General features: G+C 67.2%; 7 protein-coding genes and 1 tRNA gene. 2 read left to right on the top strand and 6 right to left on the bottom strand.

Features of this window, described 5'->3' with window-relative positions:
* Window positions 1-515: 515 nt before the first annotated feature.
* Window positions 516-1,253 (top strand): response regulator transcription factor, encoded by a 738-nt coding sequence (locus ACZ5WE_RS12010; protein WP_467685603.1) that lies wholly within the window; start codon window positions 516-518, stop codon window positions 1,251-1,253.
* Between the two features lie 48 nt (window positions 1,254-1,301).
* Here the strand turns inward: ACZ5WE_RS12010 and ACZ5WE_RS12005 are convergent, their stop codons facing one another.
* The 4 genes from ACZ5WE_RS12005 to ACZ5WE_RS11990 form a co-directional block, all read right to left on the bottom strand.
* Window positions 1,302-1,661, bottom strand: coding sequence for an ArsR/SmtB family transcription factor (locus tag ACZ5WE_RS12005; protein WP_467685601.1), 360 nt, complete (start codon window positions 1,659-1,661; stop codon window positions 1,302-1,304).
* Window positions 1,662-1,879: 218 nt separating this feature from the next.
* On the bottom strand, window positions 1,880-3,364 hold the full coding sequence (locus tag ACZ5WE_RS12000) for a hypothetical protein (protein ID WP_467685599.1): 1,485 nt from the start codon (window positions 3,362-3,364) through the stop codon (window positions 1,880-1,882).
* A 97-nt stretch (window positions 3,365-3,461) separates the two neighbouring features.
* Window positions 3,462-7,085, bottom strand: coding sequence for an ACP S-malonyltransferase (locus ACZ5WE_RS11995; protein WP_469157290.1), 3,624 nt, complete (start codon window positions 7,083-7,085; stop codon window positions 3,462-3,464).
* A gap of 517 nt (window positions 7,086-7,602) precedes the next feature.
* Window positions 7,603-9,051 (bottom strand): MFS transporter, encoded by a 1,449-nt coding sequence (locus ACZ5WE_RS11990; protein WP_467685595.1) that lies wholly within the window; start codon window positions 9,049-9,051, stop codon window positions 7,603-7,605.
* Window positions 9,052-9,290: 239 nt separating this feature from the next.
* Between ACZ5WE_RS11990 and ACZ5WE_RS11985 the strand changes: the two genes are divergently transcribed.
* Window positions 9,291-10,172 (top strand): helix-turn-helix transcriptional regulator, encoded by an 882-nt coding sequence (locus ACZ5WE_RS11985; protein WP_467685593.1) that lies wholly within the window; start codon window positions 9,291-9,293, stop codon window positions 10,170-10,172.
* Window positions 10,173-10,649: 477 nt separating this feature from the next.
* On the opposite strand, the gene ACZ5WE_RS11980 is transcribed toward ACZ5WE_RS11985, so the two are convergent.
* Both ACZ5WE_RS11980 and ACZ5WE_RS11975 read right to left on the bottom strand, forming a co-directional pair.
* Window positions 10,650-11,330, bottom strand: a complete 681-nt coding sequence (locus ACZ5WE_RS11980; protein WP_467685591.1) for an NAD(P)H-dependent oxidoreductase — start codon at window positions 11,328-11,330, stop codon at window positions 10,650-10,652.
* A gap of 380 nt (window positions 11,331-11,710) precedes the next feature.
* Window positions 11,711-11,783: transfer RNA gene (locus tag ACZ5WE_RS11975), tRNA-Ala, on the bottom strand.
* Between the last annotated feature and the right edge of the window lie 177 nt (window positions 11,784-11,960).

The following is an 11,960-nucleotide window of genomic DNA, read 5'->3' as shown; positions in this document are numbered from 1 at the left end:
AAAAACAAGAAGCAAAAAAGGGACCCCGCGCCCCACCACCCCCCCCCCCCCCCCCCCCCCCCCCCCCCCCCCCCTCCCCGCCCCCCCCCCCTCCCCCCCCGCCCCCCCCCCCCCCCGCGGCGTTTCTGGTGGAGCCCAGGAGATTCGAACGGCTTGGTCAGATCCACAAGGTGGTGGGACGCGCCCCGTGCGTTTCTCCGATTTTCCTCCTGGCAGCAGATCTTTACGCTCCCGGCCGGTATCGTACTGTTCCGTGAAGTGGAATGGATATTCCACAGAGCGAAAGTAGAGCGCCGCCGCCCTGGAGTCGCCGGGGCACGACCTCCCTCACCGGACGACGTGTCGGAGGATCGTGGAGTCCCAAGGCCATCACCCCTTGGGAAATGAACGCACCGACCCCTCGGGCTCGTAGCTCGCCCGGCCGCGCGTTGGTGATCAGACAACCTCGCATTCCGGTGGCGTTGGCGTTGGCGCTCTACAGTTCGAAATTGTGCCTTTGGGGGAAGGAGCATGAAGTGGATCAGCAGGTCATGGAACTGGTGAGACCACACAGCGGGGCAGGGCAGGCGCCCGAGGAGGGGGACAGGCAGGCATTGCGGGTTCTCGTCGTCGAGAACGACGCCCTGGCCGCTGAAAACCTGGCGCAGGAACTGCGCAGGCACGGCTATCTGGTGAGCAGCGTGTCCACCGGCGCGGAAGCATTGCAGACCCACAGCGGTGTCGACATGGTCCTGCTGGACCTCGACCTGCCTGATCTGGACGGCCTTGAAGTGTGCCGTCGGATGCGAGTACTCGGCAATGTGCCGATCATCCCCATCACCGTGCGGGGAGCCGAGCTCGACTGCGTGCTCGGGCTGCAGGCCGGGGCCGACGACTACATCGTCAAGCCGTACGGCTTGCGTGAACTGCTTGCGCGGATTGAAGCGGTGCTGCGCCGGGCCCGTCCCCAGTCACCGACAGCCCAGGTCATCACGCACGGTCCGCTGCGGATCGACGCCGGAGCGCGCGAACTCACCCTGGAGGGACGGCGGGTGGACCTCACCCCCAAGGAGTTCGACCTGCTGCACCAGCTCGCCTCGCAGCCGGGCACCACCCTTTCCCGTCGTCAGTTGCTGAGCCAGGTCTGGGACGACGAGTGGTCGCACCGCGGCCGCACCATCGACACGCACGTCAGCAGTCTCCGGGGCAAACTCGGATCGAGCCGTTGGATCGTCACGGTGCGCGGCGTCGGTTTTCGGATCGGTCACGCGTGACGCGATCGATCCTCCTGCCGGGGCCCGGAACTCACGCGGACAGTGAGCTCACGAGGTGCGGAGATCCGGCATGTGCGCCTCCCCGACCTCCCGTGTGAACTCCTCGATGAGCAAGGCGATGCGCTCTTCGTCACGCCGGTAGTGGGTCCACTTCCCGACGCGCGTGGAGCGCACGAGACCCGCACGTTCGAGCACCGCCATGTAGGCGGAGACGGTGGACTGTGCGAGTCCGGTCTTGGCCTGGATGTGGCTGACGCAGACGCCCACCGCGCGCGGATCGGTGACAGCAGGATTGACCGGGAAATGCTCTTCCGGATCACGCAGCCACTGAAGCACCTGCAACCGCACGGGGTTGGCGAGTGCCTTGAGGGGTTCGAGCAGGGTCGCGGGGTCGTCTGTCACGGGCATGCCGTAAGTCGTCATGGGCCTTCCAGTGCTGACGCGGAGCCGGCTGTGGCCACATCGACGATAATCGATGCGTTATGCCTTCGCGAACTTGCGGGCGGCAGCACCGATACCTCCGGGCCGCTTCCGCAAGGAGGCTGCAGCGCCTGCGCACCGCGCCCGCCGGTGGGGAGTGGAGGTCCTCCACTCCCCACCGGCTCACCCGTGGTGACGCCGTGAGGTCATCCCGAGAAGGGGAACGCGAAGGCTTCAAACAGCTCGGTCTCTCCCGCGTCGGCACCCCGCATCCGCAGTGCGTAGCTGACCAGAGAATGATCGATCATCGAGATTCGATCGCCCTCCTCCTTGGCGCCTTCGGACAGGTTGTCGACGACCCAGGCACTGGCCGAGCGGCCCTCGTAGCGGTCACGCGGAGTGAAGAACAGCTCTGCGGCACCGATCTCTCCGAGAATGTTGAGTACGTAGCTGACCGGGAACGCGCGATTTTCCCGGTTCTCAGCGGTGCGGTCCAGGTCGGGGAACGAATCGACCATGCGCTCCAGCGCCGCGTCCGGAATCAGATCCAGTCGGCCGGTCATCATCGACAGCTCGATGATGTACGGATAGGCGTTGCCTCTGGGTGAGAAGTTCTCGCCGGGGTCGACGATGTCCAGTACCGCCACGACGTCCTGCATAAAGGCGTCCAGGTCCGGCAACTCCTCCGTCAGGCGCCCCAGGTTGTGCAGGGCGATGACGTAGTACTGCGACATGTGGACCCGGGTGTCCCAGGGGATCTGGCCCATCAGGTTCTTGGCCTCGGCCAGGGCGTCGATCGGACGTGTCAGGTATTCCGGCCTGCCGCACATGGCGACGGCGTTCAGCATCGTCAGCAGCGGATAGACCTTTTTCCAAGGGGTAGCGATGGGGTCGGGGAGGAACGGCCAGTTTCCCACCTCGTCGGCCCGCGTCAGATATTCGAGAACCTCCTCCATGTAGTCGCGCTCGCCGTCAAAGATGTGCTCGGTGTAACCGAGCAGCGCGATGACGGACATCAGCATCCCGCCCACTCGCCCGCAGAAGTAGGGGACGGGGAAGTGCTCCAGCAGGTTCAGCGCCTCGATGACGTGGTTCCGCTCAGCGGTGACCAGACGGTCTCGCAGACCCAGCTGCCCCAAGGCGAGGAAGACCGTGCAGCAGGCGGACACCCGCTCGTACTCTCCGTGCCGACCCTGATTCTCGTCCGGGATCGCGTCCGGAACGATCTCGTCGAGCATGCCGAGCACTTCTGCCGGAAAGTCCCTCTCGCTGTTGACCAGCAGCGAAAGGTCGAGGTTGAGCTTGGCGAAGGCGTCCATGAGGATGCTTCCGGCCGTGGCTCGGTAGTAGGGGTTGGACACGGCACGAACGGATTCGAGCAGTGGTCCCACAGCCGGTTCCATCCAGGCGCGATCACGGCCGGGCTCGGCGACCTTCAGCGTGAAGTCCGCCAGTTCGCGGCAGAACAGGGTGTAGCCGTCGGACGGCGACACTTTCGCAGCCAAGTGGTCGAAGGTGTCGCGGATGTGACCGGCGATCCTGGCGTCGTAATCGATGGGGTACTGGCCCAGGCCGATGCCACGGAGCATTCGGCTCCACGGGGTCGCGATCATTCGGGACTCGTTGGGCATATCGCTCAGGCCGGAGACGGGAAACGAGCGCGGAACAGAGTTCATGTATTCAATCTCCAATAGGGCGGTCGTACATCGGTGAGGTCTGTGCCGCGCACATGCGGCTTCCCGGAGTGGCGATCGTGCAGTGAACGGAAACCGCTCCCGGGGCGTGCTCTCAGCCCTGCCGATACGGCAACGGGGGCACCGCGAGCCCCAGGAACTCGGTCCTGCTTCCTTCCAGCATTTGCAGGGCCCAGTTCAGCCACTTGATCCCCTCGCAGTAGATCGCGACCGGGCGGCGCTGGGTCCGGTAGGTATCGACGAGAGTGCCGTCCAGCTCCATCTGGAAATGGAAGGGGGGCATGGCCGTGAAGTGCTGGCCCATCATGAACACGAACCGGATCAGCCAGTACGGGTCGTCCCGCAGGTACGGGGACTCGGAGTTGTCCAACCCCAGCGCCGCTGTCATGACCGGGGCGAAGTGGTCTTCCATTCCCTGAGGGGCCTCGGTGTCGACGCTGCCGCCGCCCTCGATCACGTCCCGTACTCGATACGCCTGCTGGTACGGGTTGCCGCTCAGGAACGCGATGTCGACGCTGGGGGTCCTGCCCTCGCCGATGTCGACGCTCATGGTGAACTGCTCGAAGTGGATCTCGTCGTAGTGGCCGATGGAGTTGTGCCACGGCTTGTTGTCGTACATCGCGTCGTCGCGGGTGTCCTTGCCCTCGGTCTTGAAGCCGATGGCCCTGGGGTCGAGGAACCTGATCCCCAGCGCGACGGGGGTGATGGCCGCCAGTGCCGCGTCGATGTCCTCCCGCACTGCCGCGGATTCGATCAGTTGCTGAGCACGCCGCAGCGGCTCACTGTTGGTGATCTTGATGTTCTCCGTGTTCGTGTCGCCCATGACGAGGGAGTGGAAGGCCGGCTCGAGGACCGCCGCGAACTCCGGGCTGTCGCGGAACCGCTCCAGCAGAGCCGAGTGGTTGAGGTAGGAGACGCCGTTGACGAGGATCCGGTCGGTGTCGAGGAGATGCGCGCCGAAGGTGCGCGGTGCCGTACGACGGCACAGATCCAGGCGGTCCTCGATCTTCCTGAAATACGAGGTGTCGAGGGTCTCGCCCGGCGCGGGTACGCGGCCCACGCTGTGCACCTCGTTGTTCAGCACCCGGATGATCTGCTCGTAGAGCCGAGCGATCACGGCGGGCGGCGGGGTGTGCTTCTCGACGTACCGGCTGACCTCCTCACCCGCGACGTAGCTCATCTCGTAGATGACTTCCCGGTCGACCGTGCGACCGCCGGACCGCAGATGGGACGGGACGGGGGTCTCACGCTCCAGGACGGAGAAGACCTCGGGGAAGTAGCCGCGCACCGGTTCGGGCAGGGCCTGAAGGAACTCGGCCTGCTTCCTGGCCTTCGTGAACGGTGGGAGCATCACGCCGTGCCCCTCCGGGTCCCAGCGCGCGGTCGTCAGCGCCTCACTGAGGACCTTCCGGACGGTGATGTGCTCCTCCCCGTCCTTCCGGACGAAGATGGTCATCGACTCGCTTCCGCCCTGACCGAAGCCGACGATCGACTCGTCGGTACTGATGTAGGCGTAGACCGTGCTGGAGAGGACCCGGCGGCCGCGCGCGTTGGCCAGAACGCATTCGTTCTCCTCGGTGAGGGCGAGAACGCAGTCGTACTCGAACTCGTCGAGAGCGAGGTTGGCCCGCTTTCCCCAGGCCTCGGCCGGCTCCGTGACGGAGACGATCCGAGTGGCGTACGGTCCGGCGTCGATGTCGGCCACGGCCGGCTCCGAACCGAGGGCGATGATCTGGCAGTTGCCGTTCAGATGGATCGGCCGTATCCGGGAGTCGAGGGCACCTTCCCGGAGCACGGCGCGGGTGGCCTCCTCCAGGTCCTTCCGGGCCTGGATCGGCACGCCCTCGGGGGAGACGAGGGGAATCCCGGCGCCGGTCAGGCCGTTCAGGATCCGCTCCGTCACGTCCCCCCGCGCCTGTTCGGTGCTCAGGGTGACCGCGTCGGTCAGGGAGACGGCTCCGGAGACGGCAAGGGCCGCCAGCCAGCCTGGGACGTCGACACCCTCGAGGTAGTGGTCGCTCTGCGCGATCAGGGCGGGCCGGTGCAGGGAGAGGGTGTTGAACAGCAGGTACTGATAGACGATGCGCTGTCCCGCTGGGTGGATGCCGCCGTCGAGGTGCAGGTCTTCGAGCATCCGGTCGTGGATCTCGTACGCCGGCACATGGGTGTCCAGCAGCTTCCGCGCCGTGCGGGCCAGCGCCTCGTCGCCGAGGTCGGACGGTCCGCCGAAGTGGAAGACGACGACCTCCGGACGCGTGGTGTGGTGCGTCCGTGCGCCGATGCCGCCGGCCGCGTCCCGCACGGTGAGCTCCATGAAGGCCTTGCCAAGCAGCTCGGGGTCCTCGGCGGTGATCCTCTTCTTCAACCTCGCCCTGATGACGAGTTCACCCTGGTCGACGGCGATGTGCTCGCGGTGACCGCGTGTGTGCTGGAAGATTTCGAGGAACCGGTAGAACGTCGGCGCCCCCTCCCGGACGGGGCACAACATCTCCGCGGTGATGACGCGCCCGAGGGTGCGGGAGAAGTAGTCGTCACAGAAGTCGCTCCCGGCAGCGAGGCGGAACAGCTCGTGCAGGAGGTGGTAGTCCTCGCGCGTCAGCTCCTCCCCCGAGCCGTACAGATCTTCCAGCCGGGACAACAGGGCGCTCACCACCTCGACGGCGCGCAGGAACCTGGCGGTGTCCTCATGGCTGCCCGTGTAGGCCATGACGGGAGCGGCGACTTCGTTGTCCTGCAGCAGCTTGACGGACTTCGCCCCCAGCCCCAGCTCCATCACCACGTCCACGTCGAGGCTGTTCAGGCTCTGACAGGTGTCCTGAGAGGCCATGACCTGGTCCGTCATGGCCAGGACTCCCTGGCGAACGGCGAACGCTGTGGTCAGCAGTGACATGTCGTGGTTCGACACCACAGGCACGCGGGGGCCGTTGAAGTGGATCCGGTGGGTGCTGAAGAACCGCTCGAGGGCCTCCCGGGCGGGGCGCATCCGCGCGGAGTGGGCGAGGAAGACGGTCGGTTCCTTCAGTTCCCAGGTGGTCGCGTTCGCGAAGGAGGCGACGAAAGCGTCGAATTCGGGCTTGGCTCTGGAGCGGACGTAGAGGTTCGCCTGCGTCGGCGTGTACGTCTTGTGCAACTCGACGTCCGCGAGCGGGAATGCCTTCCCCGTCCCGTCCAGGACCGCCGCGAGAGTGTCCGGGCTCTGCGTCTTCACGGCGACTACGTGGTACGGCTCCCCGACCAGGGGCGTCTTCTGGATGGACTCGCCCAGGTAGGAGGCGACGTTCCGAGCGAAGGCCTCGTCCGTGCTCTGCGCGCCGGCAGCCTGGAGCATGAGCGGCGTGAACACTTGGGCGATCCTGACGCCGTCGAAGACGGAGAGGGAGCCGCTCGCCACCGCGGCCGTCAGGATGCCGAAACTCTCGCCGGTGTAGGCGACGAAGTCGACCGGAGCACCGGTCTTTGCGATCTGGTCGCGGAGATAGGCGTCCAGGGCGAGGCTGTGCACCAGCAACGACGCCCCGATGAAGCCCTGGCGCTCCATTTTGCCCTCCGGAAGGGTCCCGGGGTCCAGGAGAAGCAGATCGGGGCGGTCGGGAAATCCAAGGGCCCGGGCGGCTTCGCGGTAGATATGAGTGACTTCCGGGACGCCGGAGTCGATGAACAGCCGGCCGAGCCCTCGGTAGGCGGCCCGGCTGCCCAGGCCTGGGAAGAACCCGGCCACGCGTATGCGGTCCTTGGTACTGAGGACGTCTTCGACGAGCGCGGGTCGTGCGGCAGCGGCCAGGGTGGAGTGGGCAGGGGAGGACGAATGGAACAAAGAGCGGGACACAAGCATCGCCTATCGGGTTCTTCTGGGCGGCAACATCGCGCGCTCGCCTTTGGGCGCGGAAATCCTTATTCGCGAGTACGAAATGAATTCTCCCCATTCCCATGAACCCGTTTCAACACGCTCCGATACAGGCATCCTCAAGCCTCTACGCGCCTGCGTCAGGGAACGTCAGAGAACTGCAAAGTCGCTGGCCAGGGGCCACAAAGGGCAATTTCCGGTAAAGCAAAAAAATCTGGGTCGAGAGCCCATCAGGCTCTCGACCCAGATTATTTTCGGCGCTTACTGAAAGCTATTTTCGACCGCCCCGCACGGGCCTTTTCGACCGTTCAGCACGGGCCTTTTCGACCGTCCCGTCCGGGCCGACGCCAGCGGATTTGCTGGAGCAGAGCGCGGTCCGAGCGGTTCGCCGTTATCGCGCGGTCGAGCGGTCACTGCGCAGGAAGAGGGCACTGGTCAGCACCCCGAGGAGCACGATGGCGGCGTTCACCGCGATCGCGACCTTCAGGCCGCCGAGGATCGCCGTGGCTCCGGTGCCGGCCATCGCGGCGGTGACGACGGCGCTCATGATCGGCGTACCCATCGTGATGCCGACCTGCTGGGTCATGGTGGCGAGACCGGTGGCCAGGCCCTGTTCGTGGTCGGCGAGCCCCGAGGTGGCGGTGACCATGAAGCCCACGATGGCGAGCATGTTGCCGATACCGCCGATGAAGCTGGCGCCCAGCATCAGCCACATCCACGAGCGGTCGTCGCCGAGGCCGACGAGGGCCGCGGTGAAGACCATCTGCAGCAGGCCGCCCACGATCAGCGTCTGCTTGGTGCCGAGCTTCGCGATGACCTTCGAGGCCGTGACACCGCCCAGGACCGTGCCCAGTCCGAGGAAGCCGAAGGCCAGGCCGGCGACGAGCGCGGAGTACCCGAGCACTTCCTGGAGGTAGAGGGTCAGCGGGAAGACCAGGGAGGTGAAGGTGAGGAAGGCGAGCAGACCGGCGAAGTTGCCCCAGGCCACCGACCGCTTTCCGAGCACGGCGACCGGCACCAGCGGCGCGGACACCTTGCGCTCGACGGCGTAGAAGACGAGCAGCAGCACCACGCCCGCCGCCAGCGACACCAGGGCGCCTGCCGAGCCCCAGCCCTTCTCGCCCGCCTGGGTGAGCCCGTAGATGATGGCAAGAAGGCCGAGCGTGACGCTGATGGCACCGGGCACGTCCAGCTTGGGGCGCTCGTCGGGCCGGGACTCCTTGATGACCTTGGGCGCGATGATCAGCACGGCCAGGGCGACCGGCACGTTGATGAAGAACGCCCATCGCCACGACAGCAGGTCGGTCAGTACGCCGCCGAGGAGGGCGCCGGTGACGAATCCGCTGGACATCAGTGCTCCGTTGAGGCTGAGCGCCTTCTGGCGCAGTGGGCCTTCCGGGAACGAGGTGGTCATCAGCGACAGCGCCGCAGGGGTCACCGCGGCGGTGGCAAGGCCCTGGAGAACCCGGGCCGTGATCAGCATCTCCGGGTTCTGTGCAAGACCGCCCATGAGCGAGGCCGCGCCCAGGACCACGAGGCCGCCGAGGAACACCCGACGGCGGCCGAACAGGTCCGCGATCCGGCCGAAGAGCAGAGTGAAGCCCGCCGCGCACAGCGCGAACGAGGTGGCGATCCACTGCAGGTTCTCCAGCGAGAAGCCAAGACCCTCACCGATCACCGGCAGCGCCACATTCAGAATGGCGAAGTCCACGGCCAGCATGAACTGCGTGGTGAGCAGCAGCACCAGAACCAGCCGGAGCCGGGGGGTGAGCACGGCCGGAGCCGCGTCGGCGGCAGGACCGACCGCGTTGCCGGTCGCCTCCGTATCAGTGACAGACATGACGTCGAGTCCTTTTCCTCATGGTTATTGACACGCGTTGCGCTCGGTCGCGTCACACGCAGCTACGAGAAGAGGTTCGTCGGCGTCCGGATTCCTAGCCAGATCCCTGCCGTGCACAGCCGGCACGAGGGTAGTCATGACAGCACCACCCTTACGGCTTCCGGCCTTTGGGACCAGGCAGGCATCATGGGACGCCAGTGGCCACAGCCGGTGGCACTCCGGCCGACCTGGAGACATGAATGGACGCCTCGTCCGACCTGGGAGCCTTCCTCAAGTCGCGCCGCGCCGCGCTGCGCCCCGAGGACGTCGGCATCACCCCGCACCCGACCCGCCGCCGCGTCACCGGGCTGCGCCGCGAGGAGCTGGCGATGCTCGCGGGCGTGAGCATGACCCACTACACGCGCCTCGAACAGGGTCGCGCCACCAGCGCCTCGGACGGCCTGCTGGAGGCGATCGCGCGCACTCTGCGCCTCACCGACGACGAGACGGCCCACCTGAAGGACCTGGCTCGTCCCGCCGCCGCCGCGAACCGCCCCGCACCGCGCCGGGTGGCGCACGCCAGCGCCTCGGCCCGGCAACTGCTCGCGGCCATGACCGACGTACCGGCCCTCGTCATGGACCGGCGTAACGACGTCCTCGCATGGAACCCCCTGGGCCACGCGCTGCTCGCCGGACACCTGGCGCCCGAGAGCCCTGACACACCTGCCACTCGCCCCAACATGACGCGGATGCTGTTCCTTGACGAGCGGTACCGCCAGCTGTACGCGGACTGGCACGACCAGGCCCAACTCGCCCTGGCCTCCCTGCGTCTGGTCGCAGGCCGCCACCCCGGCGACCGCGCCCTGGCCGAGCTCGTCGGTCAACTCACCATGAACTGCGAGGAGTTCGCCGCCCTCTGGGCCCGGCACCCGGTGCGCACCTGCACCTCCGGACTGAAGTACCTGCGCCACCCGATGGTCGGCGCGATGGAACTCAGCTTCGAGAACCTCGTCCTGCCCGGCACCTCGGGCCAGCACCTGATCACCTATACGGCCGAGCCCGGCTCACCGTCGGAGGCGGCGCTGCGGCTCCTGGGCAGCGCGACGGCTCCGGTGGCGCAGAAGATGACGGTGGCACGGTGACACTGCCCTCTGGTCGGGCGCCGCACTGACCGGCGAGCAGGGCGGTGGCCCGCTGGGGCGCTGGCCCGGTCGGGCGACGGCCCGCTCGGCGGCGGCCCGCTGGGGCGCCGGCCCGCTGGGGCGCTGGCCCGCTGGGGCGCTGGCCCGCTGGGGCGGCGGCCCGCTCGGGCGGCGGCCCGCTCGGGCGGCGGCCCGCTGGGGCACTGGCCCGCTGGGGCGGCGGCCCGATCATTCAGCCGGTCGCTCACGCTCACGCGGCCGGGCGTCGGGGTGCCGGGGCGTCGGGGTGCCGGGGCGTCGGGGCGTCGGGGTGCCGGGCGATCCAGTCGGTCACATCGCGCACACCCCGGAGTTCCCGGCCGCCATGACGTGGACGACCGGCCGGGTCCACCAGATTTCGATCAAACGACGTCCGCCCTCAGCTGATGGCGGCACGCGGGGACGCGACGTGTCCCAGGTTCCTGGCCGCCGTCGACGTCAACGGGCCGCGGGCAGGGAAGCCCCCGCGATGAGCGTGACGGACTTTCCGACTGACTCCAGCGCCGCTGCCCTCTCCTCGTCGGTCATGTGGGCCGGTCCATAGGTGACCACAGGGTCGATGACCTGGTAACCGACGAACTCCAGCATCCCGCGGTGGATGTGGAACAGGAAGTCGTCCATCGAGCCGAAAGCACCACCGGGCTCGAACGCCTCACTCGAGCCGCCGGTCGTGAACAGCAACATCGCCCGCTTGCCCGCGAGCGCGGCGCCACCGAAGAACCCGTGGTCCCCGCCGAAGAGGGCGCCCATCACGAAGACCCGGTCGATCCACCCCTTGAGGATGGCCGGCAGCGAGAACCACCACATCGGGAACGACAGCACGAGGAGATCGGCGGCGAGCACCCGCTCGAGGTGGTCCTTGACGGCCCCGTCGAGCGTGCCGTCCTGGACCGCCCGCATCTGCTCGGCCTGCGGCTTGAACGGGCCGTCCAGCGGGCCGAATTCCTCGCGGGCGAGGACCGGAGCCCAGGTGTCGGCGTAGAGGTCAAGGATGTCGACTTTGTAGCCGGCATCACGGAGGGCCTGGGCGGCGGTGGTCAACTGGGCGGCGCTGAACGAGTGGGGCTCGGGGTGGGCGTGAACGATCAGGGCGGTGGGAGCGGCATCGAAGGTAGACATGCAGAGATCATATCGACGTACTGCGATACGTCAATGAGTTAACGAGGTCCATCGTCCGCGCCACATGCACCCACCTCCGCCCACCTGGGCCCACCGCCCCGAGATCGCACCGCCAGGCCCACTTGCCCCCGGGTTACCGCTCCGCTGAGCCCATTCGCCCCGGTCATCGCACCGCTGGGCCCACTCACCTCGGTCGGGGCGCACCGGCCCTGCTCGCCCCAGCGCATCTCCGTGCAGCTGGAGACGGTCGACTGCGCGGTCCCGGCTTCTCCTTGACACAGCAGCACGCGAAACCTGGACATCAGCGCGGGAGACCCGGAAAACCTGGACAAAAAAAGACCCCCTGCCTGCGTTTGCGCAGGTCAGGGGGTCTGACGTTGTGGAGCCTAGGAGATTCGAACTCCTGACATCTGCCTTGCAAAGGCAGCGCTCTACCAACTGAGCTAAGGCCCCGAAAACGGTACGCCCAGCCGGAAAAACCTCGCTCCGGTAGGCGACGCAGACCAGAGTACCGGGTCACCCCCCCGATCTCGCAAAAGGATTGGGGGTCCCGGGGGACGACCACGCTCCGTAAGATGCTCGGCGTGGTTCGCGGCAGCGAACCACGGTTTTTGGGGAAGCGATGGGGAG

It is taken from the genome of Streptomyces sp. NPDC033180, from assembly GCF_055577645.1.
Note: the sequence above shows the minus strand (reverse complement) of the source record. Positions and strands in the feature narration are given on the sequence as shown.

Bases quoted from the DNA above. Each gene is read 5' to 3' on its own strand.
- ACZ5WE_RS12005 (WP_467685601.1), bottom strand. From the start codon at position 1,661: ATGCCCGTGACAGACGACCCCGCGACCCTGCTCGAACCCCTCAAGGCA.
- ACZ5WE_RS11990 (WP_467685595.1), bottom strand. From the start codon at position 9,051: ATGTCTGTCACTGATACGGAGGCGACCGGCAACGCGGTCGGTCCTGCC.
- ACZ5WE_RS11985 (WP_467685593.1), top strand. From the start codon at position 9,291: ATGGACGCCTCGTCCGACCTGGGAGCCTTCCTCAAGTCGCGCCGCGCC.
- ACZ5WE_RS11980 (WP_467685591.1), bottom strand. From the start codon at position 11,330: ATGTCTACCTTCGATGCCGCTCCCACCGCCCTGATCGTTCACGCCCAC.